Consider the following 25,252-nt stretch of genomic DNA (forward strand, 5'->3'; position numbering starts at 1 on the left):
GTAATAATTCTAGCTTGAGGAGTGATGAAGGTAATGAACGTAGCTCTACTCAGTAAATGGCACGTGCATGCGGTTGATTACGCACGAGAAGCAATGGGAAATGAAGCGATCACTATAAAAACGGTTTGGGATGAAAACCAAGAGCGGGGTACCCAGTGGGCGGAAGAATTAGGGGTATCGTATGAAGCGGACCTACAGAACGTCCTAGATGATTCAAACATCGACGGAGTCATTGTGACAACGGCAACCAACCGTCATAAAGAGGTCATTATCGCCGCTGCGAACCATGGGAAACACATTTTCACTGAAAAAGTTCTCGCTTTTACTGTAAAAGAATGCGAAGAAATTTTAGAGGCCGTAGATAGAAATAACGTACAATTAATGGTCAATCTACCAAGACTGACAGAAAGCTTTTATCTCTACGCCCAACAAGCTTTGGACAAAGGACTTCTTGGAGATATTACATACATCAGATGCCGTGTTGCACATAACGGATCTGTACCTTCAGAAGAAAATCCAAAAGGATGGCTTCCACCGCACTTTTATAATAAAGAAGAGTGTGGCGGAGGTGCGCTGATCGACCTTGGGGCACACCCGATCTATTTAACGAATCGTTTAGGGGGGAAAGTAAAGGCTGTAAGCGGTAAACTAAATGAATTATACAAATTAGGTGTAGATGATAACGCTGTCGTTATGGTGGAGTATGAATCAGGTGCTATGGGTATGATTGAGACGGGCTTCTTGTCTTATGGAAGTCCGCAGCAACTTGAACTTTACGGCACGGAAGGTACAATCATGGTGGAAGGGCAAGTTGTAAGGATTAAAAGTAAGCACCTTAACACAGAGGATTGGGTAAACCCAGAGCTGCCGAATCCAATTTCTTCTAATATGGAGCAATGGGTTGATGCCATTGAAAAAGGTAAAAAGTCGACGATTTCAAGGGATGATATCGTAAATTTAACAGCCATAAATGAAGCAGCAGCAATTTCAAGTAAAGAAGGTCGTCGTGTACAGTTATCAGAACTAGAAGTGAAGCAAAATATTTGAAGTTAATAAAAAGGAATCCAACCTCCTGATGCAGAATGTACGTTCGTAAACAGTTCTGCACAAGGAGGTTTTTTTATGTATCAAAAAACGATTTTATTAAATCAAATGGCAGCCAACCATAATGAACCAAACTGGTTTGTTCCCGTTGATCGGGCACTTGAAGGACTTACGGCTGAAGAAGCAAGAGAAAAAACAGGAGATAGCAACTCCATATGGGAGATCGTCAACCACTTGATTTTCTGGAACGAACGCTACTTACAGAGGTTTAAAGGAAATTCGCCCCAGCAAAAGATTGAAAGCAATGATGATACGTTTGAGAACGAAAATATTCAGGACTGGGAAACAGCTAAGAATCAATTGTTTGCTGTACTAACGGATTGGGCCACTGTTGTAAAAGAAGCAGATGAGAGTATTTTTGAGATTTCTGCTCATGAAGACCGTCACGATCCTTGGTATTCTGTACTTGCCAATATAAACATCCATAATGCCTATCATATCGGGCAGATCATAGAGATCAGAAAATCTAAAGGGAACTGGGATTCTAAAAAAGGTGTTCATTGAGGAGGCGAGAATGTGGAGAGTCTAAATTTTGTATATGTTACTTACATAGAGACTAAATGAGATAATGCGATCGCATCGATTCCGGAATTTATGAAAAATATTGCTAAACGACTTAACAGTTCATAGGTCTCAGTTTTAAAAATTTGGAGAAGGGAATTATTAAACAAAACATAAAGGAGGTGGCTAGCATGTCTGTTTATGACCAGATCAGCTCGTGCTGCAGCAGGATCGAGAAAGCAGACACAAAGGAAGACGTATTACGCGAAGTAGATAAGCTGGACAACTACGCCTCTTATCTAAACGCAGATAAAGCAAAAAGACTTCACATTTATTGTGACAACATTCGCAAACTCAATGTTGATGTGAAAACTGAAACGGTCAATCAAGCAGGATTTATCCGAAATTTATTTGCCTAACATAAAGATCCCTCATGATGCTTTCATGAGGGATTTATACGTTACTCGTATCTAGTTTCTTGAAGAGCAGCTTGTGTTTCATGTAAGTGTCTTAAATATTCTTTAGCATGGTGAAGCTGTTTTTTTTCATCTTCTGTTAATCCTTCACCTGCGTTATGTACCGATTGTTGAGCAGTTTCGAGCCATAGCTTTGCAGTTTGAAAACAGGATGGTGTTTGATTAGCTTGTGCTTCAATCATTGCCTCATCGGCACGTTTTACATGGTGGAGTGCCTCTTGAACCTTAGGGCTTAACTGATGATCCATTTGTATGAACTCCCATTCACTATTAGATTTTTAGGTCTGATTAAGATTCCTTTCGAATAAGATGAAGACAGGTATGAGTTGTCCATCTTATACGTGGAGGTCTTCGATGATTTTATTTGTAAAATACGTACTGTTAGGTTTATCTCTTGCTGCTCCGATCGGTCCGGTCAATGCTGCACAGATGGACCGCGGAATCAAATACGGATTTTGGCAAGCTTGGATGGTCGGATTAGGTGCAACTGTTGCAGACGCACTGTATATGCTTATGGTTTACATGGGACTGGTTAGCTATATTAATACACCTTTTATCAAAACATTTCTTTGGCTTTTTGGCAGTTTTGTTCTTCTTTATACGGGAATTGAGACGTTTAAAAAAGCCACAGCGGAAAAAAAGAGCAGTCAACAAGATTACACCGTACATAACAGCAGAAGTTTTATGGCGGGTTTTCTTATGTCACTTACCAATCCTCTTACTATCTTATTTTGGTTAGGAATATACGGTTCTATACTCGCAGAAACAGCAACGAAATATTCGTTAGAAAGTCTCCTTCTCTATAGTGCTGCCATATTTTCAGGCATTCTATTATGGGATTTCACAATGGCAATCGTATCAAGCAGCTTTCGTAAGATGCTGGCCGACCGCATTTTAGAATGGATATCGAAGTTATCAGGATTATCATTGATGGGATTCGGTTTTTATTTTGGTTATAAAGGTATCTCGTTTCTTTTATCGTAAAAACAGCTTTTGCTTTTTAAAAGCTGTTTTTTCATTAGTTAATGAATATTCAACCGCTTAAGATAAACAATAATACCTGTAAAGCAGGAGGGTATTATTGTGAAGAAAACCAATTGTAGTGCACCGATTCAACCTAAACTAGATCAATCAGAAGCAAAAAACATGGCTTGGTGGCAGCTTTCTCTTGTTGGAGTAGGATGTACAATTGGAACAGGCTATTTTTTAGGATCCACAATCGGAATTCAGCTAACCGGTCCTTCAATCGTCTTTTCCTTTTTATTGGCTGCTATGGGAACATACATCGTGTTTCAGTTATTAGCCAAAATGACAGCATCAGATCCTCAAAAAGGATCGTTTTGCTATTATGCCAGTCATGCCTATGGAAGATGGGCGGGTTTTAGCTGTGGCTGGAACTATTGGGTTTCAAGTATTTTGATCATGGGCAGCCAGCTTACTGCGCTCTCCATTCTCTCTCAATTTTGGTTGCCACATGTTCCACTTTGGATCTTTGCAGCATTTTATGCCGTCTTAGCTATTATTGTGGTATTAGCAGGAACAAAGAAATTTGATCAAGTTGAAAATTTATTAGCTGTCATAAAAGTAGCAGCTATTGTGATGTTCATTATTTTAGCGATAGCAGGACTTATCGGTTTTGTTGATGGAAAGAACTATGATCTTGAAATACCGAATTCGTTCAACGGTTTTTTTACAGGAGGGCTCAAAGGCTTTTGGTCGTCCCTCATTTATGCGTTTTATGCATTTGGCGGTATAGAAGTGATCGGTATGATGGCGATGCAACTGAAAAAGACAGAAGATGCTTCAAAAGCAGGGACGATCATGCTTTTTATCCTTACTATTATCTATGTCCTATCAATCGGACTTGCCGTGACTACAGTAGCTTTAGAAACTTTTGATCACAAAGAAAGTCCGTTTGTTACGGCGATGGAAAGGTATCATTTAGGTTTCTTTCCGCATGTATTTAATGGGGCGATCATTATAGCTGGATTCTCAGCGATGGCAGCAGCACTCTTTGGAGTGACGAACCTGTTAAGGACGCTTGCAGAAGATGGAGATGCTCCGAAAATCTTTGCGAAAACAGTGAAATTTAAAAAACTGCCGCTTCCCGCAATGGGTTTAGGAGCAGGGGGACTTTTAGCGAGTATCATCACAGCTCTTCTTCTCCCAGGACGGATCTATGAGTACATTACAACAGCAGCTGGAATTTTACTCTTATTCAACTGGTTATTTATCATACTGTCTTCACTGAAAATCTTAAAACAATCTATGTGGGTGAAGCTGATGTCAATCGTGGCAATCGTGTTGATCACTTTAGCCGTTACGGGTACCTGGTTTGAAGAAACCATCCGTCCAGGTCTATATGTTAGTGTCGGCATTTCCGTGCTAATAGGTATTGTTGCATTTATTATTCAGAAGAAGCGTAATTCTCAACAAAAAAATTTGGTTTAATTCTTTTACTGCTAAAACATAACTTTTGGGCAACACCTAAATATTTGAAGGATCATAAGTCTTTCTGCTCATATTCATTAAAAAAATGATCTGATTCGACATCCTCTTCGTTAGCTTAGTGCAAGACAAAAAAATTACAGGAGTGTGATGAATCATGATGAAGAAATTTGCAAGTACAGGACTAGCTTTCGGATTGCTATTAGGTGGAGGTACTGCGGCCTTTGCTCACGATGACAGCACCACTGTAGACCTTAGCACGAAGCTCAACGCTGCGATTGAAAATAACGAAACCGTTACTTCAGGTGAATTTGCAGCTTGGGCAGAAGCAAATCACTGGGAGATGTCAGATCTTCAAGCGTGGGCAAAAGCAGAAGGAATGACAGAAGCTGAGATTCAAGATTGGGCAGAAGATAATGGTTGGAGTGATGAGGACAGAGCTTCCTTAGACTTGAACTTAGATGCCAGCCTGGATCTAGATAACATTCTCGATGGTAATGACCATGACCAATGGGAAGAAGACGAACATGATGACGAAGGAATCTTAGATGATATACTTGGTGATCTATTATAAGAAGAAAAAAAGCCGTTCCCAATGGGAGCGGTTTTTTTCACGAGCAGAAAGGATATTTTTTTCATAGCAGCAAGTATAAGAAGATTGCATAAGTACACCTAAGCTACTATATCAACCAGTACAAATGAAGTTTCGAATTTGTGAGAATCCGTATCTTACACGCTGACGGCGACCGCCGACCCAGATATAGCCGGTTACGCTGTTTTGGCGAATGGCTACTGGGAAGAACCAAAAGTCACGGCCAAACTGACCTGGACTACGAAGACCTAAAAGGCCCCAGTTTCCTAAACAGTTGCACAATCGGGCACGTATCTGAGGAGGCTGGAAAGTTTGAGTGAAAAAAGGTTGTGGAATCTGGCTTTGTGCAAATTGTTGGGGCGGTGGTGAAAATGGACCTGCTTCATCTTCTTCCATCTGACGCTCCACATAATCTGATTCGTCAAGGGAGTACTGATGTTGATGATTATATGGATGATTGTTCATAGGATTATTGTTCATAAAGGGGTTTCCTCCTTCCGCAAAACAGTTTGTTCGATATATGAATATGATAGCTGCTCCTTTAGAGTAGCTTGTTCGTTGTACATAATAGTAAAATCATAAAGAAATGGGCGAGATGCTGGAGGTTTAATGAATCATATGAGAGCAATGATGATCGAACGCTATGGGAAGGACGTAACACTCCAAGATACAGAAGTGGATAAACCTAAACTAGGAGAGCAAGATCTTTTAGTCCGAATACACGCTGCAAGTATAAATCCGATAGATTTTAAAATAAGAGATGGTAAAGTAAAAATGCTTTTATCCTACAAAATGCCATTAATTCTCGGAAATGATTTTTCAGGTACCGTTGAACAGGTAGGAAGTAAAGTCACTTTGTTTCAACCTGGAGATAAAGTGTTTGGCAGACCAAGAAAGAGCCGCATTGGAACATTCGCCGAATATATTTCAATTCATGAAGAAGATGTGGCCATCGCACCAAGTAACATATCTTTAGTGGAGAGTGCTTCACTTCCGTTAGTTGGATTAACAACTTGGCAAGCTTTTCATGAGGTTATTCAATTGAAAGAAGGACAAAAGATTTTAATCCATGCAGGTGCGGGTGGGGTAGGAACATTTGCTATCCAACTTGCCAAAGCAATGGGAGCTTATGTAGCGACTACAGCGAGTGATAAAGGATATGACCTTGTAAAATCTTTAGGAGCTGACGAGATCATCAATTACAAAGAACAAGATTTTGAGAAGGTTCTTAACGGGTATGATGCAGTCTTTGATACGTTAGGTGGGGTTTATCTGGAAAAGTCATTTGAAGTATTAAAACCTGGAGGAAGGATTGTTTCTGTTTCAGCGGTTCCTAATAAGGCATTTGCAGAAGAAAACAACTTGGGCTTCTTCAAAAAAGTGATCTTTTCTATTGTGAGTAGCAAGTTAACAAAGCTTGAAAAAAAACATAACGTTCACTACCATTTTCTATTTATGAAACCAAGCGGAAAACAGTTAAGCAAGATTGCTGAGTTGGTAGAAAAAGAAGATATCCTACCCGTGATCGATAAAGTCTTTCCCTTTGAAGATGCACAGAAAGCAATTGAATATGTAGAAACGGGAAGAGCGAAAGGGAAAGTAGTCATCAAAGTGGAACCACCTCTAATTGCGAAAGATTGAAGGAACTCTAACAAACTTTGTGGAAGTTTACTTAACAACAGAAAAAATACAAAAAGTAGGATGAGTTCAAATGATTTTATATCCAGTATTCAACGATAATGCATCGATCGGAGTGACCGCTCCTTCTTCAGGTGTTCAATCACCTCTTCATGACATGTTTAAGCAAGCCTGTCTTCAAATGGAGAAAAGAGGATATGAAGTAACTTGTGGAGAAACGGTTTGGACACAAAGTAAGGCGAAGTCTGCTTCAGCAAAGACGCGAGCTGCTGAATTCAATGAGATGGTAAGAGATCCAAAGATAGATGTAATCATCCCTCCTTGGGGTGGTGAGCTATTAATCGAAATGTTAGAACATGTTGATTTCACGAATTTACCGAACAAGTGGATTTTAGGTTATTCAGACACAAGTACTCTCCTCCTTCCCATCACCTTGAAAACCGGAATCGCGACGGCACATGGGACAAATCTCGTCGATTTAAGAGGAGAGTACTCTGATGAAACAACAGCGATGTGGGAAAAAGTTCTCTCAACAAGAGAAGGAGATGCCATTCTTCAGAAGTCTTCTAAAAAATTTCAAAAAGAATGGAAACACGACGCACCAACACCTTATGTGTTTCATCTCACTGAAGATACTGAGTGGAAAACGATTTCTGGTAGAACCGAAACGTTTTCTGGGCGTCTGCTAGGCGGTTGTATTGATACGATTCGTCATCTGATCGGAACACCTTATGGGGACGTCGCACATTTTAATCAACAGAAGATTAACGGTGAACCGATTTTATGGTACTTAGAAAACTGTGAAATGAACACTACTGATCTAAGAAGATCTCTGGTTCAAATGAAGTTAGCTGGCTGGTTTGAAAATTGTTCCGGAATTCTTTTTGGCCGAAGCTCTGCAAATGAACCAGTTAATGATTACACAGTGGAAGACGTATATAGAGAAATGGCTGAGGAATTGAATATTTCAGTCATCTACAATGTGGATTGTGGACATGTACCGCCACAGATCACATTTGTTAATGGGGCTTATGCAGAAGTTGAAGTCGATAAAGGCAAAGGGACGGTTTTACAGTATTTTCGTTAATATTAATCCCTTATATTTTTAAAGCAATCAGAAGTTGTTCCCTTAGTGAAGGGGACAGCTTTTTTTCTGGCGAAAAACAGGGCTAAACGCTAAAATGTAAATTTTTCAAAAATATGGTTTAAGCTTAAACCTTAAGTGGTACATAACATATACAAACGCATTACATTTGTTGTGCATTCGTTTGTATACCATTTGTGAGGAGAGATGAAATGAAAAAGTTTTTTGGGTCTGCACTTGCCGCGGTTATGATGTTTGCTATGATGGCAACGGGGGTTTTTGCTGAGTCTAATGATGCGATGGTTCGTATTGTACATGCTTCGCCTGATGCACCAGCAGTAGATGTTTATGTCGATGGAAAACCAGTAGTCGAGGGTGCGGAGTTTAAGGCAGCAACAGATTACATGCCATTGCCAGCTGGCGAACATAAAGTGGAAATCTTTGCAGCGGGTACTAAAGATAATGCTGTAATCTCACAAAATTTGACCGTTGAAGCAGGTAAAGCTTATACAGTAGCTGCAGCAAACATGCTAGAAATGATTGAGTTAGTAGTCGCAGAAGATTCTATGCAGGCAACTGAAGGAAAAGCGAAAGTTCGTATCGGTCATCTTTCTCCTGATGCACCGACTGTAGATGTAGGATTGATCGGTGGAGACGCTCTGTTTAGCGGTGCTACATTTAAAGCGTTCACAGATTATAAAGAACTTGATCCAAATACGTATGATCTAGAGATTCGTACTCCTGAAGGTAAGCAAGTGTTGGACCTTTCTGGAACAAAGCTCGAAGCAAATATGGTGTACAGCGTTTATGCAATCAATACAGCCGATAAAATCGAAGTACTTGTATTGCAAGACTCAATGGTTATGCCATCTGAAATGCCTAAAACAGGTATGGGTGGAGCATCTGAAGAGTCATCAGCAAACTATACTGCTGGAATCATCGCAGTAGCTGGATTGGGTGCACTAACGTTTATCCTATACCGCAAACGTATAGCTCAATAAAATGAGTAAACATCTATTATTATTTACAACTATTCTCCTGCTGAGCAGCTGCTCAGCAGGAAATAGCTATGAAAGTGACGATATACAAGAATATAGTCAGAGGAAGATTCAAGTTTCACCTCAAGAAGAACCAGTTACAAATTCAGGTCAACAAACTGATTCTATGGTGAACATGAATAACGATGATAAAAAAAACGATATGCCAAATAAGACCGAATCCATTGGTATTGTTCCAACAAAACTTGAGATTCCAACTTTAAAAGTAAGCGCTTCTGTAAATGGTCAGGGGCTAAACAAAGACGGACAGATGGAAGTGCCAAATAACGGAGAAGATGTTGGCTGGTATGAGTTGGGTGCTAAGCCGGGAGCAAATGGGAATGCTGTTATCGCTGGTCACGTTGATGATTATAGGGGACCTGCTGTCTTTTTTTATTTAAAGAACTTGAAAGCAGGCGACCTCATTCACGTTTATGGAAAAGAAAATGAAAAAGTTACTTTTCAAGTGGAAAAGGTCGTTGCCTATAAAAAAGACGAAGCACCTCTGCGTGTGATATTTGGACCTAGTCAGCAGCCTAGGTTGAACCTTATTACTTGTACAGGTGTATATAATAGGAAAAACAATGAACATGAGAAACGGTTGGTCGTTTATGCAAAACGAATCAAACTTTAAAAAGAGCAGAGACCATCTACTGAAGATGATTCTGCTCTTTTTTAAAACTATAACATCTGTTTAACGATCATTTTCTTAATCAATCTCCATTCAACATGCCGAACACGCCTTTAGCAATGCTTCCTTCATCGCTCGATCCGCCTCTATGCGGAGCTGCAGCAAACACACGACTTGCTAGGCGGCTGAACGGAAGTGATTGGATCCAAACCGTTCCCGGTCCTCTTAATGTGGCAAAGAACAAGCCCTCACCACCAAAAAGTGCTGTTTTCACACCTTTTACCATTTCGATATTATAATCGACACCGCTTGTCATCGCGACCAAGCAACCTGTATCCACACGCAGTACTTCGCCAGGTGCCAATTCTCTTTTATGAATGGTTCCACCAGCATGAACGAATGCCATCCCATCGCCTTCAAGCTTCTGCATGATAAAGCCTTCACCACCGAAGAAGCCTGCACCAATTTTACGTTGAAATTCTATTCCGACTGTTACACCTTTTGCAGCGGCTAAAAACGCATCTTTTTGGCAGATTACTTTACCGCCGAGCTCACTTAAGTCCATCGGAATGATTTTTCCAGGATAAGGAGAGGCGAATGAAACATGTTTCTTACCACGCTCTTCATTCGTAAATGTTGTCATGAACAGACTCTCACCAGTCAGAACGCGTTTACCTGCATTAAAGAGTTTACCCATTAAACCGCTTCCGCCTGATGCACCTGAACCGTCCCCGAAGATTGTCTCCATCTCGATGCCGTCTTCCATCATCATTAAAGCACCAGCTTCAGCGATCACCGTTTCTTTTGGATCTAACTCTACCTCGACGAACTGCATGTCATCGCCGTAAATTTTATAATCGATCTCGTGGTTATTCATGTTTAATTCCCCCAATAATGTTTAATTTGTGTTTCCTGAGACCATTTCAAAGTTTGAAGGTTTACCGTTTTTGTATAATTGAATGGTTTCATAGGCTTTGTTTAATTCTACCTCATAGAATAGTTGATTTTCTAAGTTCTTATCTTCATAATCAGCAACCGTCTCTACCTCATAATAGACTTTAAGCGTGTCCCCGTCTTCTTTTACTTTAAAATTAGAAAATGTAATGGCGGGTTGATCTTGTAAGATGTTTGCTCCATTTAGCATTAGGTAGATTTTTTCGTCTTTATCTTGATAAAGATGGATGCCATTTTGCTTCTTAGCAGTCTCAAAGAAAGACTGTACCTCTTTACCAGCTTCTTTAGGTGAAATAAGATCTGTGCGTAGCTTTGAATCATCCGTACAGCCGGTTAACAAAATGACTATTCCGATTAGCACTATTATCTTCTTCATCAGAGGCTCCTTAATGTTACTGAATAGAATGCACAAGTAATTACGCGTTAAAATTCTTTTAGTTTCAATCAGCGTTTAAAAATTTTGTAACACTTATTAAAGCTTGAGGGATTTGAAAACGTTAGTGAGATAATCTAACAGCTTTGTTGAATGAAAGGTTCATTGAGATATAGTAAAAGCAGGGGGTAGGGCAAAGGAGTGGCTGGACTATGTCTTTTGAAAATACACATTATAAAGATAAGAAGGTTATTTCAATAGGTATTGTAAGTGAGTTAACAGGATTGTCATTCAGACAGATTCGATATTACGAAGAAAAAAGATTGCTCTTTCCAGAACGTACTGGAAAAGGGACACGGAAATATTCATTTTCTGATATTGAGAAGCTGGTTGAGATCGCGAACAAACGAGAAGACGGCGTACAAACTCATGAAATTAGAACAGAGATGAAAAAGGAAAAAGAAAAATTAGCAGAGAAGAGTGTGCTTAAAGAGATGCTTCGGGGTCAATTTCATGCTTACTTCAAGAACAACCATGATCGAACCTCATAAAAAGGCAGTCTCGGGTGACTACCTCTTTTTGTTTCCTACTAATCTCATTGTAATTATTCTTTCTAGTATCTTCCAAGGTAGGATGCTTTTTAGAAGTATTGTTAATCTAACACCTTTGCCAATCGTATAACGGAGTTTAGGGGTTTTTGTAGAGATAGCAAGTTTAGACACAAGCTTTGCGACATCAATAGGGTTCCCATGATCTGCCTCGCTGTTTTCCATGTTTTTCAGAAGTGCCTCCATATAAAAGGAATAAGGAGAATGAGAATCGATGGTCAAATTGTCGATTGAAGACCAGATGTTTGTTTGATAAGATCCAGGTTCAATAAGAACAACATCTATACCGAATGGTCGCAGTTCAATACGCAAACTTTCACTGTATCCTTCCAACGCGTGCTTAGATGCCGTATAAGGTGATAGACCAGGAAAACCAAATTTTCCAGAGATGCTGCTCATATTAATAATGCGTCCTCGCTTGTTTTTACGCATGAAGGGAAGAACGGTTTGCGTAATCGCGATAACACCAAACACATTTGTTTCAAACTGAAGACGATATTCATCGATTGAAAGTTCTTCCGAAAAACCGCCAAGTGCAAATCCTGCATTATTGACTAAAACATCAATGCTAGGAAACTCTTTGATGAAGTCTTTAAAAGTATGAATAGATTCTGTTGATGTCACGTCCAGAGCATGTAGATGAATTTGGTCACTTACCTTGTTTTCGTCTGCCAACTTTAATAGTGATTCTGCACGACCGATATTTCGCATCGTACTTATTACGTAGAAACCGGCCTTCGCAAGTTCAATTGCACAATGCATACCAAACCCGCTAGATGTGCCAGTCACAATGGCTGTTTTTCTGTTCATTTCATTCTCCTCATAAAAAAGTTCGTTAAGTTATGTACTAACCGTAAACGAACTTTTCCGAGCATTCAACTTATTTATAAGGATTTTGGGGCTTCTTATCTCGATAGTTATAAATAACATAAACAAAGCTTGAGTATGATCCGACTGCAGCAACTCCATAGACGATTCCCATCACGATACCAGTCCAAAGACTATGCGGATGCGCAATTAAAACAGATATGATTAAGCCCAGCAAACAGGCGATCGTTGGTATCCAAAGAGAGATATAAGGAAAGAAGATCTTGAGGATTTCAATCATGATGATGATGGCGGGTATAGCAATCAATGCATCCCAAAAGTTAGTAAGAATGAACGGGAACTCCAAATAGATGCCTCCTTACCCTTTTTTGCCCTTTATATACTCTATACAGAATACGGCTAATCTTTCCTTCTATTTGTCCACATCGTACAAAATTTTGCTTCCATCATTTTAGCCATCATTATTTTTCAAATATTACAATGTGTAATTTATCATACATTCTGTAGAAAATTGTTATACCGCTGTAATTCCCTCACAATGTCTTTGTCATCTCTACCTGTTAGTATGGGACAGGTCAGATTAAATAAGAAAAGGAGATGTTACTTTGAAAAAAGCAGCAGCAGGATTAGCAATAGCAGGTGTCGTGGCGTTTAATCCGATAGTGGGTGAAGCCGCTCTTGGAGATCAAACGCTGAAACCTGAGACGCAGCATTCAGATGTACAAGACCTCCAACAAACGTTAGACAAAAAAGGATATTTTTCATATAGCAAAACAACGGATTATTATGGTGACTATACAACAGATGCGGTAAAGAAATTCCAAGCAGATAAAGGCATCACAGTGGATGGCATCGCCGGTGATGAAACATTTAAAGCGTTAGGAATCAATCCATCAGAAAGTAATTCTTCAATCGTTGAAGTGGCTAAGAAGTATGATGGAACGCCTTATAAGTGGGGTGGAGAATCACCAGACGGATTTGATTGCAGCGGATACTTACAATATATCTTTAATGAAGCAGGAAATGTTGAATTGCCTCGTACCATCGATGATATTTACGCAGAAGGAACGAAGGTAGATTCACCAGCAGTAGGAGATATCGTATTCTTTAATCTTGAAGGTGACGGACCGAGTCATGCCGGAGTTTATATCGGAAACGATCAATTCGTACATGCTTCTTCTTCAAAAGGTGTAACAACAGCGGAACTTAACAGCTCTTATTGGTCAGAAAGCTATATTGGCGCAAAAAGTTACGAATAATAAGCTCTAAAAGATGTAAAAACGTCCACTTTGGTGGGCGTTTTTTTCGTCATAAAGTGGTTTGCGGTGAAAGAGAGTGTAACTCAGGTGAAGAGGTCATATGCATCGGTTGAATTTAAGCATTTATAGGTGGTTAAACTTCATTTAGAGGTGAAGAACTCCATTTTACCGGTGAACGTGTAATAAATATAAAATCACGTACCGTAACCCATAATAAAGTTCCTAAAAAAGATGACTACGTAAGAATACGTAAATCATCTTTCAACTGAGGCACTTTGCTCCAAGGTATGAGTCATTTTTGAGACTTCACGTTGCTCTACACGAGTACTCCCACCAAACTTAAATACGATAACTCCACCGATGATGACGAGGACCCCTATAAGCTGCTGAGAAGTAAACGGAATCTTCTCAAGCCCGAACAAACCGAGTGAATCCCACATGAGAGCAGAACCGAGCTGAGACGTTAGGACGATAGATATGGCGAATGTTGGACCGAGCAGTCGTGTGCCTTGAACTAAACAAACAACAACCCCCACACCAATCAAGCCACTGAACCAAAACCAAGTTTCCATGTTCTTGAGGACAAACAATTCTGTTCCTTCAAAAACAACACCAAGCGTCATGGATGCTAAAAATCCTAGACCTAGTACAAGAGCTGTGGTCGACCATGTTCCTGCGTGGTCATTGACCCGTGTATTAAAAATATTTTGCAGACCAACCAGTATGCCTGCCAGAATGGCAAAGAGTAAACCGATAAGCATGTTGAACGCTCCTTTATTTTTCGTATATATTCCGGTGATTAGCTAGTTCGCTTAAGCCTTCACGATTCTTCACTTCGATAAACCCTTTATGCCGTTCCACTAGACCTTCTTTAGAGAGATGTTGGATAACACGGTTCAAGTGGCGATAACTTGTGCCGATTAGGTTAGCAGCATCTATAAGGTGACTCGTACTCAGTTTGCCACTATACAAAGCATCTCCTTCGTCAAAGCAAACCGACAGAAGGTAGCTCGCAAAACGCACTTCGACCGGATATAGTAGGTTGAAGCTTAAAGAACTTGATTTTACATAAAACTTCTTGGTGATCACGTTCAAGAGAAATTTTAATAGCGGCGTATGATCGCTCGCAAACTTTTTTAACCAGCGATGATGAATCGCGATCATATGAACTTCCGAGACCGCTTCAACGGTATTGATGAAGTCCGTTCCTTGCACATATTCAATGTCTCCGACAACATCCAAAGGTGTTTTGAATGAAAGAATAAGTGTCTTGCCTTCAGGTGATGTGTTGAATATCTTAAGTTTTCCTTTTACTAATAAGTATAGATGGTTATAAGGGTCACCTTGTGTACAGATCAATTCACCATGATCATAGCTGTATAAAGTTAGGTAAGGTAGTAGATCTTCATTTAAGATAGGTTTGATTTCAAAAGTCTCCATATAGTGCTGAAGCAGCTCAGTATCGTGAATTTCTCTCATTGTCCAACCACCTCATCTCATTCTCCTTTAAAATTTCAAAATGACAACTCCAGCGATCATCATCGCGATTCCAATAAATTGTGGAACCTTCATCTCTTTTTTCAGTACGCCAAACCAGCCTTTGCCATCGATCAAAAACGTGATCGCTAGCTGCGAGATTAAGATTACGGCAATTGTCAGCGTTACCCCTATAGAGTGGATGCCGTAAATATTGCCATAGATGACAACTGCAGCAAATGACCCTCCTGTTAGGTAGATCGGACGCACTTTCTTAAATTGTTTCCATTTTTGATCTTTTACGATCAATACGATTAGAACGGCTGCGATAAAACCGGTCAATTGAGTAATCGTTGCTGCTTGCCATGAACCAATGTTTTGGCTGATTCGTGCGTTCGCGACCCCTTGCAGTGTGATAAAGGCCCCAGCTAAAAAAGCAAACACTATTCCTTTCATGTCATCACTTCCCAATAAAAATTCTATAATCATTAAAGAATAGAAGTGGATCTGTTGGGAAGGACATATGTCCTAAAATGTTAAAATGCATGTAATGAACATGATACTTACATGATGAAATGTTCCTTTTCCTTTTCACTTTTACATATTTCGTTTAAAATAAAAAGCTGCACGACAATCTCTATGAAAGAGGTAAGAATATGAAACGACTAAAGAGTTTATCAAATAAAAATAAAAACAATGAACAATCAGCAGAATTCAAGAATCGTGAAAGCTGGTTAAAGATTATTATCATTGGTGCATTTGCTCTACTGATCTTTTATAAGATTGCAACAGCACCATTCGTTTTCCGCTTTTCAGACTTTATCTCGGTATTTAGTTCATTGTTCGCTATAACGATCTCACTCATTTATTTTAACAAGGTCAGCAAGTTAGAGAAGATGATTGAATCTTTCACATCCAAAGAGAGAGTGAGTCCATCGTTTGAATCAAAACCAGCAGTTGCTGTTATTGAAGAAGATCCAGATCAAGAGCAATTAGAGCTTTTTGAAGAGAAAGAAGAAAAAATCGTTGTACCTGAAGAGGTAGAAGAAGCAACAGAAGAAATTGAAAAAGAACATGAAGAAGAAGTAATAGATGAAGAAGAAATTTGGGAAACACAGCGCATAAAAGAGGAAGAACTAGCTAAGATCGAGATGGATAAAACACAGATCTATAACGAACTGTTCTCACGTGCACAGTTAAGCAAGGAAGAAATGACATACTTTAACGAGAAAATCAGAGAGAAAGAGACAGAAAGCTTCAACACCAAACAAGAATTGAATCAATTTAAAGATCGTATTCAAAATGTGTTCAAGAAAACACCGCAATTTTTCCAAAAAAGGGATTCTCGTATTGAAGGAATCGTTCGTATGATGAATCCGGTAACTCTTAAGAACGCATCGCTTGAAGACCTGAATCAACGTATGGATCAAGTGATTGACGTCATTCCAGAAGAAACACTCAATTCTTTAATAAGAGACGGTTTATTAGATGACACTTATCATCTGACACGCTCAGGTTATCGAGAATTCATCCATGTAAGTAAAACATTTCAATAATAACTGATAGAAAAAAGGTGTGCCTCTGGAGAAGGGCACACCTTTTTGTTTACACGTAAGCTTTAGACAAACAGATTTTGAAATTTGTTCTTCCTGAAGTAATAAAAGAATAAATAATTTCACGGTAATGCTAATTAATTTCACGGTAATCATCAATATATTCACGGATAAAAAAATTTAAACGATTTTCGACAAATCTACTTTACCTCATCCATAAACTTTATTACACACCTTTATTTCGCAAAGAGATGGTTGCCGATCTTCGTAACGGAGGATCTTGAGAAAATCCACGGGTCTGTTGCAGTTTCAGGGTTGTAATAATAAACGGAACCGTAAGTGGGGTCCCAACCTTTCATCGCATCTAGCACTGCACGATAAGCATTGTGGGAAGGCTGGAGATGATATTGTCCATCATGAACGGCCGTAAAAGCGTTCGTTTGATGAATAACATCACTCACATTTTTGGGGAAAGCGGAATCTTCTAGACGATTTAATATTACAGCCGCTACGGAAACTTTGCCTAAGTAGGATTCGCCGCGCGCCTCACCATGAACAACACGAGCCATCTGTTCTACGTCTTGTAACATTAAAAAGGTAGCAGGACCGGCAACGCCATCTGCTGAAAGATTAGTTTCATACTGAAAGTTAGCAACAGCTCTCTCTGTAATAGGACCATAATATCCCGTAACAGGTCCATAGAATAAACCAAGAGCTTTTAGTTTTTCTTGTAAGATGGACACCTCATAACCCTGACTGCCTTCTGTTAATAGTCCATGCGCTTGCACTTTCGTTGGAACGAATAGAAAAGTCATAACCACAAAAAAGAGTATCAACTTGCTCAATAGATTTCTCATTGTAAAATTCCCTTCCCTTCATGATTTCTATATATTATCAATAAAGGATGAATTAGACATGAAGCGCATTCTCTATTTTTTTCAGGTGGACTTACACCACGAAAGTAGGGGATTATGACAATTCATGTTACCAAATGACTAACTCGTGATCAGTTGCGTTTCATTGAAGAAAGAATGGGTATATAAATAAATTGGATAAGAAATCTTCATACATAAAAATATACCCATTTAACACGTGTTAAACGGATAGAATCAATCATTCACATAAAGAGGTATCAGGAAAAAAACCTGGATGCTTGTTGTAAAGTTCTTTGTATTCAATGGGATATTGCTTGCTTAAGAAGTGGATATAACAGAGAATTCTATGGTTTTGGATATATCGCCTGTTCTTAAAATTAAGTCTGTATTCTTGTCCGATCGGGAGGTTTAAAAGAGGTTTATTCTTAAAAAAGAGAGGAGTCATACAATTTGAGATGGCATCGTGTACATTGACAACACGAATGCTGTTTTTTACTTCTTCATAAAACTTTTTCGTGAAATTCTCATCAGCGATTGGTAAACTCGCAAAACTATAGAGAATGGGATTCTGAAAGTTTGTGTTAACGGCTGCATCTAACGTAAACAAAGCAGCTAGACTTCCGCCAAGGCTATGACCTGTTACAAGAAGCTTCTTATCAGCTGAATAGTGCTGGTTGATATCTTCTAGAAGAGAATCACGAAATGTACTGTAAATTTTAGTGATTCCACGGTGGGTTAAACCACTATTCATCACATAGGTATAAGGAATCTGAGAAACATCCAGATATGAACTTACATTATCCATGGTCTTCGTTCCCCGAAAAGCAACAACTAAGGAATCCTCTGACTCAGCAATAAATCCAAATGTTTCACCTGAATCGGTAATAATCTCTCGTTTCATCTCGTAATCCTTTGGTAATTCAATCGTACAAAGATCGTGAACGATATAAGCTTTGTAAGACATCACTGCCAGGAAAAGAGCCATTTGTGCGTCGAACATAAATAATTCTTTTGTTTTTTCCATATCTATCACATCCTTCACTCATCCGATTTAATAGTATATGAAAGAAGTTGTGGACAAGTATAGACGTGTACACTGAGAGATTTAACTATTTTCTAATATGTAGATAGTATTGTTTATTGAAAAGGGAAATGGATACATACTAATTGAATGTATATCATCAATAGAGAGGAGTTTCGAGATGACAAAAACAGTGCTGAGTTTCCTATTTGTAATCGGATTCGCTCTCGTTCATTTGAGTTCAAAGTACTTAAGTTTTGTTAATGATTCCCTTCGAAATAAGTTTTTATCTTTTGCTGGAGGGGTAGCTGTTTCTTATGTTTTTTTGCATCTTCTTCCTGATTTAGGTCACTATCAACAAAAGGTAGGAGAACGACTTAACCACGGTATTGGTCACTATGTGGAAGATCATATCTATTTAATTGCCATGCTCGGTCTTGCCCTTTTTTATGGACTTGAGCGGCTAGTCAAGAATTCCAAAAAGAAACAAGGAGCACAGTCAAACTCAGAAGAGGTACCTGTTTCTTCAGGTGTCTTCTGGGTTCATATGGCATCATTCTTTCTTTACAATGCTGTTATTGGTTATTTGCTCATTCGAGAAGAGTATGAGACAAAATGGGGAATGTTCTTCTTCTTTTTGGCACTGAGCATTCACTTTGTCGCTAATGACCATGGTCTTAGGAAGGATCACAAACAAAAATATGACAAGTATGGAAGAGCGTTACTGACAGCCGCAATAATAATTGGTTGGGGTATCGGAGCTATCACGGTCTTGCATGAACTGATCGTATCTATACTAGTTGCTTTGTTAGCTGGAGGTATCATATTAAACGTTCTAAAAGAAGAACTTCCAGATGATCAGGAAAGCAGCTATATATCGTTCATCACTGGATTAGCAGGTTTTTCAATCCTCATGATGCTGGTCTGAAAAATTAGTCGTTAATCTTTTGAAAAAGATCGTTTAGTTTTGCAAAGATTAGCTTTTCTTTTGATGTTAACGGCGATAGAGAAGAGGAAATAATCTCGTTTTTCTTGATCAATAACCTGTTAATCTCTCGTGAACCGGTCTCTGTTAAGGTTACATAAACTTTTCTTCGATCGGATTCTGTATATTGCCGATCGACCATCTCTTTTTTTGCAAGCCGATCAATTATGGTAGACGTTGAAGCTGGGGTAGTATCTATTTTTTCAGCTAGTTCTGTAACGGTTTGTGTATGATTTTCAAGCAGATAGATCATCGTTTCGATCTGAAGATAATTTAGTTTTTCATCATGAAGAAATGAGTCTTTAAAATTTTTGACATATTTGACCAATTCATCTATCTCATAGTTGTCGTTGTTAGCCATTATCATTCTCCTAAGTATTAGAGTAAATGAAAAGACGACACTTCTTATTAAGTGCCGTCTCATAAAAGTTGTATGATATATCTTTAATCCTTAACAATGTTAACTTATGTGCCTACTGTAACACAGGTGTAAGTGTTGTTCAATTTGAAATAAATGGATGAACGTTTTATGCAGTGGTTAATTAGTGTACCTTTGATGACTCAATGTCTTCATTTCTGTCTTTTAAAAGGAGAAAGGAGATACCAATCCCGATAATGGTTAATAGTAGAGTCACGCCATAAATAGCATGAACCCCAGAAGCTATAATCTCTTGAAGCTGACCCAATTGGCTAGTAGGGAGTTCACCACCATGTTCAAAAGAAGCATTAAGATCAAGATCTTGTCCTGATTTTTCAGCCTTAGAGATCGTGATTAGGTTAAATATTGTACCAAACACAGCAGATCCGAGTGTTTGACTGAATGTGTTTGTGAACGTATTGGATGCTACAGCTACTCCGCGTTTATTAGATGGTACAGATGCTTGGATAATAAGCATGTAAATAGGTGTGATAAGCCCCATGCCAAGCCCTAGAACACCCGATGCAACATAGATTAAGTAAGTTGGAGAATGAGCATCTAACAGATAGAACATCAAGGAAGCTGTACTTACGACGCTAATACCAAGAGTAATAATCCAATTGTCCTTTAAGCGTCCTACTAAATTCCCAGCAACGAGTGAACCTATTGTCCACATCACAGGAAGGGGCATGAGAACAAAACCAGCTTGTGTCGCCGTTTTTCCCATAACACCCTGGCTCCAGATCGGCAAGTAAATCGTGATACAGATAACAACAGCACCAGAGATTAACGTGAGTGAATTGACGATTAACACCCTTCTATTGGTGAAAAGGTTAAGGGGAATAAGTGGTTCCGGTGATCTTTTTTCGATATAAACAAATAGCCCATAAAGCAGGATTGCAGTTAAAAATAGCCCAATAAGGATAGGGTTGCTCCAATCTTGTGTTTGGCTTCCTGTTAAAAGCGCATAAAGAAAGGCGATCGTACCTAGAGAAAACGTAACAGCCCCCCAATAATCAATATAAGGCTTTCCTTTTGTAAGATTTTCTTTGTAATTCGCTGCGAGTATGAAGAAAGCAAGAAGGCCGAACGGTATATTTAAGAGGAAGATATATCGCCAAGACAGTGTATCAACAAGAAATCCGCCTGCTAATGGTCCTAAAACACCAGCAACTCCCCACACAGCTGAAATCCAACCTTGTGCTTTGGCTCTTTCTTTAGCTTCAGCATACAGATCCCCGATGATGGTCATCGTTATCGGCATAACTGCACCAGCACCAAGACCTTGGATCGCTCGATAGAAAATGAGTTGTTCCATGGACATGGCAATACCGCATAAAGCAGATCCGATCAAAAATAGAATAATCCCTGCAAGAATGACCTTTTTTCGGCCGAATAGATCTGCTAGCTTTCCGTATATTGGTGTCGATACCGCAGTGGCCAGCATATATACCGCATATACCCAACTTACAAGTTCTATGCCGGAAAGATCGCTCGTGATACGCGGAATAGCCGTACTTACAATGGTACCTTCCATCGCAGCCAGAACAGTAACGAGCAATAAAGCAGTCATAATTTGTTTTCTCATATATGTCCTCCTTGGCATTAAAAGAATGCCAAAATCATAAGTAGTTCACTTCATTAAATGAATAATAAAAAAAGAGGTCAACCAAGAAATTAGTTTATCACTTCATTGGAGGATTAGCTATCTTGAGGTATTGCTGGAAGGGGATGGAGTAGGCACGGAGCTGTAATTGGACAGATTATTCCCAAGTTTGGACAGATTTCTATTTAGATCGGACAGATTATTTCAGACATTGGACAGATAACAGATAACGAGTATAAATCGGGACGAATTATGACTGAAGACGGTGAACGGCTGCTCTCATTTGTTATACTTTTTAATAGGTGATGCTAATGTTTTTAAAAAGAATTAAGCTGTTGCGTGATGAAATTAAATCGTTTAAAGAATATCCATTCTCTATTCCTGCAATCAGCAAATTGGATGAGATACATCTCGAAAAGAACGTGACTTTTTTTGTGGGCGAGAATGGAACAGGGAAATCGACTCTGTTAGAAGGGATCGCGGACAAGTGTGACTTTCATACAGCTGGCGGTGGTCGCAACAATATGTATGACGTGTACGCTTCAGAATCAGAGCTAGGAAATTATATTCGGCTTTCGTGGTTGCCTAAAGTATCGAACGGGTTCTTTTTACGCGCAGAATCGTTCTACAGCTTTGCCACTCATCTTGAAGAAGTAGACAATACAGGATTCCGTGATTATGGAGGGCGGTCTCTTCACAAACAATCTCATGGTGAATCCTTTCTGTCTCTTTTTTTGAACCGTTTTAAAGGGAAAGCGATCTATTTACTAGATGAACCTGAGGCGGCTCTTTCACCTTCAAGACAACTCACTTTCTTGAAGATTATTCATGATCTAACAACTCAAGGTGATACGCAGTTTATTATTGCAACTCATTCTCCGATCTTATTAGGTTATCCCAATGCGGATATACTAAGTTTCGATCATGGAAAGATATCTCCCATAGATTATGAATCTACAGATCATTTTCAAGTAACCAAGTACTTTTTAAATAATAGAGAGAAGATGATGAAAGAGCTTCTTAAAGACGATGATTAATTGATTTAAAAAAAGATAGCAATGAAGCAAGGAGAACTAGCATTTATGTATCTAGTTCTCTATTTGTCGTTAATCCAAATGGATCATAAATCATTACAAAAGTAGAGAAGGGGATTTGTTCACTTGTAATCTCTTCAACGAGTGAAAAGCCTAAGTGCTTATAGATTCTCACATTTTGCAGTGTTTCTGTTTGAAGCAAACAAAAGGTTCTTTTCTGGTTGGTTTCTGCAACAGCAGCCCTCATCATAGTCGTCATGTGACCTTGATGTCGGTGGAGTGGGTCTACGCATACTGAATCGACCAACAGAAAGTTTTCATAGTTTTTTTTATAATAGTTAAGTTTGCTGTTGGATGGTTGTAAACGACTCGCTTTTCTCAAAAAATCTACCATAGATAATTGTATGAAAACACCGGGCAGACGAAATGCGCATGATAGAGCAGCAAGTATTAATTTTCCTTTTTTTGTTTTCTCTCCGTGCTGAGATACACAAAAGAGTCCCTCTACATGATCAGACGTTACATACAACGAGCCGTTAGATTGCAGGATTCGAAGGACCATAGGGAAGACGGAACGTAAAATCTTTCTTCTTTTATTCGGAATAGGAAAAAAGTACACAAACATCGGATTATCAATAAACGAATTCGTTAAGACTTCACTTGCTTTTTTGAGGTGTTTTTTTTGCAGTTTTTTTAAGTGATCATACATGAAGTAAACTCCCTCCAATGATGAAATCCAGCAATATGTCTGCTAGTCAAGCATCACTCAAATGAATATCATTTACTGGGAAAAAACTAAGTTCTATGTTAAGTTATGTGAATATTCTAAAAAGGTGGTTGAAAGATGGTTAATTATGACGGAAAAGTATTCGTGTCTGTTCAAAACTCTTCAAACGGTGAAGTATCCTCACAAACAACGTTTCACTACCAACAAGAGGGAAACATCGTGACTGCGTCCTACGGGGGTGGAGAAATCTTAAAAGGCACGTTAATCGGAATATGTAATGAAGATGGCAGCTTGAACTTCAGATACAATCATGTGAACACTTCTGATGAAATAAGGGGTGGGGCATGTGTTTCTCAACCTGAGATTTTAAGTGATGGAAGGATTAGATTGTATGAAAAATGGAGGTGGGCTGAGGGGAGCTCTGGTGAATCCATAATTGAAGAAGTAAAAAAATTGCCTGTTATATGTTCTTGAAATCCCGTTTTAATAGGGTTTTTTAAGTATTATTACATTCTAACTTTCGTAACAAAACTAGAAAGTCATAAATAAAAGTTGAAAAAAGTGATCCAAACTGAAAAACCTCCCGTTATCTAGATAAGAAAGTTAGCTAACTTCAAAAATTTCTAGACACAAGGGAGAGAACTCATAATGAATTTGAAAAAATTAATCGTACCCGCATTAATCGTATCCTTACTGATTCCTACTGCTGGAAATGTACAAGCAGCTGAGAAACCAACGGTGAACACACCAGCTTCTCAGTTAAGAGCTGACTTAGATTATCTATTATCTGAACACTTTGTCTTAGCCGTGACAGCTATGACTAAATCATATGATGGAGCGAAAGATGCTGAAGCTGCAAACAAAGCTCTAGATCAGAACGCTCTAGATATGACACCTGCAATTGCATCTGTATATGGTGAAGAAGGTGCAGCTGAATTCGAGAGAATCTTTAGAGAACACAACAACTACACAGATGATCTTGTAAATGCAGCGAAGGAAAAAGATAAAAATGCTCGAGCAGATGCTGAAAAAGAAGTAGCAGAATTCGTTGAAGAATTCTCCACGTTCTTAAGTACAGCAACAGAAGGTAAACTTCCAAAAGAAGCTGCCACAGAAGCAGTAAAAGTGCACGAAGCTCAAGTATTAGAAGTGTTTGATAATTATGTAGAAGGCGATTATAAAGAAGCAAACGAAACGTTCCGTGAAGGTTATAAACACATGTACGTAATCAGTGATGCTTTATCAGGAGCAATCACTACACAGATGCCTGAAAAATTTGAGAATACGAAATCCGATACTCCTGCAGCAGATCTTCGTTCGGCATTAAACAGCTTAGCTGCAGAACACTTTGCACTAGCTGCAACAGGTATGCAAAAAGGATTTGATCAGAAAGAAGACTATGATTTTGTAAGCTGGGCTGAAGATGCTCATACGGCTGATTTCAAAGCAGCTATCGCTTCAATCTATGGTGAAGAAGGAGCCGCTCAGTTTGAAAAAGTATGGCAAGGAAACCACATTAATGCACAATCTGAAATCGTTGCAGCAACACTAGAAGGTGACGAAGCAAAAGCGAAAGAAGCAAAAGCAAAACTTGATCAGTTTGCGATGGATTTCGGAGCATTCTTAGGAGCAGCAACGGCTGAAAACATGCCAGCTGCTGATGCTGAAAAAGCAATTAAAGCACATGAAGACTTAGTGAGACAAACATTTGATCAATACGTTGCAGGAGATTATGATGCATCATACGCTTCATTCCGTGAAGGATACAAATATATGTTTGGTGTAGGTCAAGCATTGGGTGGCGCGATTGTAACTCAAATGCCAGACAAGTTTGCAGGAAGTGAAATGCCATCAGATATGCCGAAAACAGGATTCGGTGGAGCAAGTGATTCTACATCTACTTCTGCGATTGCTTTAACTGGTCTAGGATCACTATTAGCAGTCTCAGCACTGTTCATATTCAGAAGAAAGTCTACGAACCAATAATAAAACCACATAAGAAGAGGGGGAAACCTCTCTTCTTT

General features: G+C 39.0%; 31 protein-coding genes. 17 read left to right on the plus strand and 14 right to left on the minus strand.

Features of this window, described 5'->3' with window-relative positions; translation table 11 throughout:
* Nucleotides 1-33 precede the first annotated feature (33 nt).
* From HU823_RS12635 to HU823_RS12645, 3 genes are all read left to right on the plus strand, one after another.
* Nucleotides 34-1,047: a Gfo/Idh/MocA family protein gene (locus tag HU823_RS12635; RefSeq protein WP_231607428.1), complete on the plus strand. Its 1,014-nt coding sequence runs from the start codon at nt 34-36 to the stop codon at nt 1,045-1,047.
* A 75-nt stretch (nt 1,048-1,122) separates the two neighbouring features.
* Nucleotides 1,123-1,608, plus strand: a complete 486-nt coding sequence (locus HU823_RS12640) for a DinB family protein (RefSeq protein WP_197222286.1) — start codon at nt 1,123-1,125, stop codon at nt 1,606-1,608.
* A gap of 188 nt (nt 1,609-1,796) precedes the next feature.
* Nucleotides 1,797-2,024: a hypothetical protein gene (locus HU823_RS12645; protein ID WP_197222287.1), complete on the plus strand. Its 228-nt coding sequence runs from the start codon at nt 1,797-1,799 to the stop codon at nt 2,022-2,024.
* Nucleotides 2,025-2,065: 41 nt separating this feature from the next.
* On the opposite strand, the gene HU823_RS12650 is transcribed toward HU823_RS12645, so the two are convergent.
* On the minus strand, nt 2,066-2,329 hold the full coding sequence (locus HU823_RS12650; protein ID WP_197222288.1) for a hypothetical protein: 264 nt from the start codon (nt 2,327-2,329) through the stop codon (nt 2,066-2,068).
* A gap of 106 nt (nt 2,330-2,435) precedes the next feature.
* Between HU823_RS12650 and HU823_RS12655 the strand changes: the two genes are divergently transcribed.
* The 3 genes from HU823_RS12655 to HU823_RS12665 all read left to right on the plus strand — a co-directional run bounded on the left by HU823_RS12655 (nt 2,436) and on the right by HU823_RS12665 (nt 5,103).
* On the plus strand, nt 2,436-3,065 hold the full coding sequence (locus HU823_RS12655; protein WP_197222289.1) for a LysE family translocator: 630 nt from the start codon (nt 2,436-2,438) through the stop codon (nt 3,063-3,065).
* 162 nt (nt 3,066-3,227) lie between these two features.
* A complete protein-coding gene (locus tag HU823_RS12660) occupies nt 3,228-4,532 on the plus strand; it encodes an amino acid permease (protein WP_197222372.1) in 1,305 nt (434 codons plus the stop codon).
* A gap of 154 nt (nt 4,533-4,686) precedes the next feature.
* On the plus strand, nt 4,687-5,103 hold the full coding sequence (locus HU823_RS12665) for a hypothetical protein (protein WP_197222290.1): 417 nt from the start codon (nt 4,687-4,689) through the stop codon (nt 5,101-5,103).
* Nucleotides 5,104-5,214: 111 nt separating this feature from the next.
* Here HU823_RS12665 and HU823_RS21935 read toward each other — a convergent pair whose 3' ends face one another.
* The gene (locus HU823_RS21935) at nt 5,215-5,601 is read right to left on the minus strand and encodes a hypothetical protein (protein WP_231607429.1); all 387 of its coding nucleotides are present in this window, start codon (nt 5,599-5,601) and stop codon (nt 5,215-5,217) included.
* A 138-nt stretch (nt 5,602-5,739) separates the two neighbouring features.
* Here HU823_RS21935 and HU823_RS12675 point away from each other — a divergent pair, with 138 nt between their 5' ends.
* The 4 genes from HU823_RS12675 to HU823_RS12690 all read left to right on the plus strand — a co-directional run bounded on the left by HU823_RS12675 (nt 5,740) and on the right by HU823_RS12690 (nt 9,514).
* The gene (locus HU823_RS12675; protein WP_197222373.1) at nt 5,740-6,762 is read left to right on the plus strand and encodes an NADP-dependent oxidoreductase; all 1,023 of its coding nucleotides are present in this window, start codon (nt 5,740-5,742) and stop codon (nt 6,760-6,762) included.
* A gap of 70 nt (nt 6,763-6,832) precedes the next feature.
* Nucleotides 6,833-7,846: a S66 family peptidase gene (locus HU823_RS12680; protein WP_197222291.1), complete on the plus strand. Its 1,014-nt coding sequence runs from the start codon at nt 6,833-6,835 to the stop codon at nt 7,844-7,846.
* A gap of 209 nt (nt 7,847-8,055) precedes the next feature.
* Nucleotides 8,056-8,844 (plus strand): DUF4397 domain-containing protein, encoded by a 789-nt coding sequence (locus tag HU823_RS12685; RefSeq protein ID WP_197222292.1) that lies wholly within the window; start codon nt 8,056-8,058, stop codon nt 8,842-8,844.
* A gap of 1 nt (nt 8,845) precedes the next feature.
* Nucleotides 8,846-9,514: a class F sortase gene (locus HU823_RS12690; protein WP_197222293.1), complete on the plus strand. Its 669-nt coding sequence runs from the start codon at nt 8,846-8,848 to the stop codon at nt 9,512-9,514.
* Between the two features lie 79 nt (nt 9,515-9,593).
* On the opposite strand, the gene HU823_RS12695 is transcribed toward HU823_RS12690, so the two are convergent.
* Both HU823_RS12695 and HU823_RS12700 read right to left on the minus strand, forming a co-directional pair.
* Nucleotides 9,594-10,388 carry a TIGR00266 family protein gene (locus HU823_RS12695; protein ID WP_137790180.1) on the minus strand — a complete coding sequence of 265 codons (795 nt, stop codon included), beginning with the start codon at nt 10,386-10,388 and terminating at the stop codon, nt 9,594-9,596.
* Between the two features lie 21 nt (nt 10,389-10,409).
* Nucleotides 10,410-10,841: a lipoprotein gene (locus HU823_RS12700; RefSeq protein WP_197222294.1), complete on the minus strand. Its 432-nt coding sequence runs from the start codon at nt 10,839-10,841 to the stop codon at nt 10,410-10,412.
* A 209-nt stretch (nt 10,842-11,050) separates the two neighbouring features.
* On the opposite strand from HU823_RS12700, the gene HU823_RS12705 reads away from it, so the two are divergent.
* A complete protein-coding gene (locus HU823_RS12705; protein WP_197222295.1) occupies nt 11,051-11,389 on the plus strand; it encodes a MerR family transcriptional regulator in 339 nt (112 codons plus the stop codon).
* An 18-nt stretch (nt 11,390-11,407) separates the two neighbouring features.
* On the opposite strand, the gene HU823_RS12710 is transcribed toward HU823_RS12705, so the two are convergent.
* Nucleotides 11,408-12,256 carry an oxidoreductase gene (locus HU823_RS12710; RefSeq protein ID WP_197222296.1) on the minus strand — a complete coding sequence of 283 codons (849 nt, stop codon included), beginning with the start codon at nt 12,254-12,256 and terminating at the stop codon, nt 11,408-11,410.
* Nucleotides 12,257-12,326: 70 nt separating this feature from the next.
* Complete coding sequence (locus tag HU823_RS12715) at nt 12,327-12,620, minus strand: hypothetical protein (RefSeq protein WP_197222297.1); 294 nt, start codon at nt 12,618-12,620, stop codon at nt 12,327-12,329.
* Nucleotides 12,621-12,879: 259 nt separating this feature from the next.
* Between HU823_RS12715 and HU823_RS12720 the strand changes: the two genes are divergently transcribed.
* Entirely contained in the window at nt 12,880-13,533 is a 654-nt protein-coding gene (locus HU823_RS12720; protein ID WP_197222298.1) for a C40 family peptidase, read from the plus strand.
* Nucleotides 13,534-13,787: 254 nt separating this feature from the next.
* Here the strand turns inward: HU823_RS12720 and HU823_RS12725 are convergent, their stop codons facing one another.
* Genes HU823_RS12725 through HU823_RS12735 form a run of 3 tightly spaced genes read right to left on the minus strand, consistent with a single transcriptional unit; the run spans nt 13,788 to nt 15,465 of the window.
* On the minus strand, nt 13,788-14,294 hold the full coding sequence (locus tag HU823_RS12725; RefSeq protein ID WP_197222299.1) for a DMT family transporter: 507 nt from the start codon (nt 14,292-14,294) through the stop codon (nt 13,788-13,790).
* Between the two features lie 13 nt (nt 14,295-14,307).
* Nucleotides 14,308-15,012, minus strand: a complete 705-nt coding sequence (locus tag HU823_RS12730) for a Crp/Fnr family transcriptional regulator (RefSeq protein ID WP_197222300.1) — start codon at nt 15,010-15,012, stop codon at nt 14,308-14,310.
* A gap of 27 nt (nt 15,013-15,039) precedes the next feature.
* A complete protein-coding gene (locus HU823_RS12735) occupies nt 15,040-15,465 on the minus strand; it encodes a DMT family transporter (protein ID WP_197222301.1) in 426 nt (141 codons plus the stop codon).
* Between the two features lie 200 nt (nt 15,466-15,665).
* Between HU823_RS12735 and HU823_RS12740 the strand changes: the two genes are divergently transcribed.
* Nucleotides 15,666-16,565, plus strand: a complete 900-nt coding sequence (locus HU823_RS12740; RefSeq protein WP_197222302.1) for a hypothetical protein — start codon at nt 15,666-15,668, stop codon at nt 16,563-16,565.
* 233 nt (nt 16,566-16,798) lie between these two features.
* On the opposite strand, the gene HU823_RS12745 is transcribed toward HU823_RS12740, so the two are convergent.
* Nucleotides 16,799-17,419: a cell wall hydrolase gene (locus HU823_RS12745; RefSeq protein WP_231607430.1), complete on the minus strand. Its 621-nt coding sequence runs from the start codon at nt 17,417-17,419 to the stop codon at nt 16,799-16,801.
* Nucleotides 17,420-17,675: 256 nt separating this feature from the next.
* The gene (locus tag HU823_RS12750; RefSeq protein ID WP_197222303.1) at nt 17,676-18,461 is read right to left on the minus strand and encodes a lipase family protein; all 786 of its coding nucleotides are present in this window, start codon (nt 18,459-18,461) and stop codon (nt 17,676-17,678) included.
* 178 nt (nt 18,462-18,639) lie between these two features.
* Between HU823_RS12750 and HU823_RS12755 the strand changes: the two genes are divergently transcribed.
* Nucleotides 18,640-19,386 carry a hypothetical protein gene (locus HU823_RS12755; protein ID WP_197222304.1) on the plus strand — a complete coding sequence of 249 codons (747 nt, stop codon included), beginning with the start codon at nt 18,640-18,642 and terminating at the stop codon, nt 19,384-19,386.
* 4 nt (nt 19,387-19,390) lie between these two features.
* On the opposite strand, the gene HU823_RS12760 is transcribed toward HU823_RS12755, so the two are convergent.
* On the minus strand, nt 19,391-19,804 hold the full coding sequence (locus HU823_RS12760; RefSeq protein ID WP_197222305.1) for a MarR family winged helix-turn-helix transcriptional regulator: 414 nt from the start codon (nt 19,802-19,804) through the stop codon (nt 19,391-19,393).
* Nucleotides 19,805-19,985: 181 nt separating this feature from the next.
* Nucleotides 19,986-21,449: an MDR family MFS transporter gene (locus HU823_RS12765; RefSeq protein WP_197222306.1), complete on the minus strand. Its 1,464-nt coding sequence runs from the start codon at nt 21,447-21,449 to the stop codon at nt 19,986-19,988.
* Nucleotides 21,450-21,778: 329 nt separating this feature from the next.
* Here HU823_RS12765 and HU823_RS12770 point away from each other — a divergent pair, with 329 nt between their 5' ends.
* Entirely contained in the window at nt 21,779-22,504 is a 726-nt protein-coding gene (locus HU823_RS12770) for an AAA family ATPase (protein WP_197222307.1), read from the plus strand.
* 43 nt (nt 22,505-22,547) lie between these two features.
* On the opposite strand, the gene HU823_RS12775 is transcribed toward HU823_RS12770, so the two are convergent.
* Nucleotides 22,548-23,210: a GNAT family N-acetyltransferase gene (locus HU823_RS12775; protein WP_197222308.1), complete on the minus strand. Its 663-nt coding sequence runs from the start codon at nt 23,208-23,210 to the stop codon at nt 22,548-22,550.
* Between the two features lie 135 nt (nt 23,211-23,345).
* Here HU823_RS12775 and HU823_RS12780 point away from each other — a divergent pair, with 135 nt between their 5' ends.
* A complete protein-coding gene (locus HU823_RS12780; RefSeq protein WP_197222309.1) occupies nt 23,346-23,702 on the plus strand; it encodes a n-acetylglutamate synthase in 357 nt (118 codons plus the stop codon).
* Nucleotides 23,703-23,876: 174 nt separating this feature from the next.
* Nucleotides 23,877-25,214, plus strand: a complete 1,338-nt coding sequence (locus tag HU823_RS12785; protein ID WP_231607431.1) for a copper amine oxidase — start codon at nt 23,877-23,879, stop codon at nt 25,212-25,214.
* Nucleotides 25,215-25,252: the final 38 nt, after the last annotated feature.

It is taken from the genome of Fictibacillus sp. 18YEL24 (genome assembly GCF_015903855.1).
Taxonomy (GTDB): domain Bacteria; phylum Bacillota; class Bacilli; order Bacillales; family Fictibacillaceae; genus Fictibacillus; species Fictibacillus phosphorivorans_C.

Coding starts and splice junctions, on each gene's coding strand:
- HU823_RS12635 (WP_231607428.1), top strand. CDS start 34: ATGAACGTAGCTCTACTCAGTAAATGGCACGTGCATGCGGTTGATTAC.
- HU823_RS12640 (WP_197222286.1), top strand. CDS start 1,123: ATGTATCAAAAAACGATTTTATTAAATCAAATGGCAGCCAACCATAAT.
- HU823_RS12645 (WP_197222287.1), top strand. CDS start 1,797: ATGTCTGTTTATGACCAGATCAGCTCGTGCTGCAGCAGGATCGAGAAA.
- HU823_RS12650 (WP_197222288.1), bottom strand. CDS start 2,329: ATGGATCATCAGTTAAGCCCTAAGGTTCAAGAGGCACTCCACCATGTA.
- HU823_RS12655 (WP_197222289.1), top strand. CDS start 2,436: ATGATTTTATTTGTAAAATACGTACTGTTAGGTTTATCTCTTGCTGCT.
- HU823_RS12660 (WP_197222372.1), top strand. CDS start 3,228: ATGGCTTGGTGGCAGCTTTCTCTTGTTGGAGTAGGATGTACAATTGGA.
- HU823_RS12665 (WP_197222290.1), top strand. CDS start 4,687: ATGATGAAGAAATTTGCAAGTACAGGACTAGCTTTCGGATTGCTATTA.
- HU823_RS21935 (WP_231607429.1), bottom strand. CDS start 5,601: ATGAACAATAATCCTATGAACAATCATCCATATAATCATCAACATCAG.
- HU823_RS12675 (WP_197222373.1), top strand. CDS start 5,740: ATGAGAGCAATGATGATCGAACGCTATGGGAAGGACGTAACACTCCAA.
- HU823_RS12680 (WP_197222291.1), top strand. CDS start 6,833: ATGATTTTATATCCAGTATTCAACGATAATGCATCGATCGGAGTGACC.
- HU823_RS12685 (WP_197222292.1), top strand. CDS start 8,056: ATGAAAAAGTTTTTTGGGTCTGCACTTGCCGCGGTTATGATGTTTGCT.
- HU823_RS12690 (WP_197222293.1), top strand. CDS start 8,846: ATGAGTAAACATCTATTATTATTTACAACTATTCTCCTGCTGAGCAGC.
- HU823_RS12695 (WP_137790180.1), bottom strand. CDS start 10,388: ATGAATAACCACGAGATCGATTATAAAATTTACGGCGATGACATGCAG.
- HU823_RS12700 (WP_197222294.1), bottom strand. CDS start 10,841: ATGAAGAAGATAATAGTGCTAATCGGAATAGTCATTTTGTTAACCGGC.
- HU823_RS12705 (WP_197222295.1), top strand. CDS start 11,051: ATGTCTTTTGAAAATACACATTATAAAGATAAGAAGGTTATTTCAATA.
- HU823_RS12710 (WP_197222296.1), bottom strand. CDS start 12,256: ATGAACAGAAAAACAGCCATTGTGACTGGCACATCTAGCGGGTTTGGT.
- HU823_RS12725 (WP_197222299.1), bottom strand. CDS start 14,294: ATGCTTATCGGTTTACTCTTTGCCATTCTGGCAGGCATACTGGTTGGT.
- HU823_RS12730 (WP_197222300.1), bottom strand. CDS start 15,012: ATGAGAGAAATTCACGATACTGAGCTGCTTCAGCACTATATGGAGACT.
- HU823_RS12735 (WP_197222301.1), bottom strand. CDS start 15,465: ATGAAAGGAATAGTGTTTGCTTTTTTAGCTGGGGCCTTTATCACACTG.
- HU823_RS12740 (WP_197222302.1), top strand. CDS start 15,666: ATGAAACGACTAAAGAGTTTATCAAATAAAAATAAAAACAATGAACAA.
- HU823_RS12745 (WP_231607430.1), bottom strand. CDS start 17,419: ATGAGAAATCTATTGAGCAAGTTGATACTCTTTTTTGTGGTTATGACT.
- HU823_RS12750 (WP_197222303.1), bottom strand. CDS start 18,461: ATGGAAAAAACAAAAGAATTATTTATGTTCGACGCACAAATGGCTCTT.
- HU823_RS12755 (WP_197222304.1), top strand. CDS start 18,640: ATGACAAAAACAGTGCTGAGTTTCCTATTTGTAATCGGATTCGCTCTC.
- HU823_RS12760 (WP_197222305.1), bottom strand. CDS start 19,804: ATGGCTAACAACGACAACTATGAGATAGATGAATTGGTCAAATATGTC.
- HU823_RS12765 (WP_197222306.1), bottom strand. CDS start 21,449: ATGAGAAAACAAATTATGACTGCTTTATTGCTCGTTACTGTTCTGGCT.
- HU823_RS12770 (WP_197222307.1), top strand. CDS start 21,779: ATGTTTTTAAAAAGAATTAAGCTGTTGCGTGATGAAATTAAATCGTTT.
- HU823_RS12775 (WP_197222308.1), bottom strand. CDS start 23,210: ATGTATGATCACTTAAAAAAACTGCAAAAAAAACACCTCAAAAAAGCA.
- HU823_RS12780 (WP_197222309.1), top strand. CDS start 23,346: ATGGTTAATTATGACGGAAAAGTATTCGTGTCTGTTCAAAACTCTTCA.
- HU823_RS12785 (WP_231607431.1), top strand. CDS start 23,877: ATGAATTTGAAAAAATTAATCGTACCCGCATTAATCGTATCCTTACTG.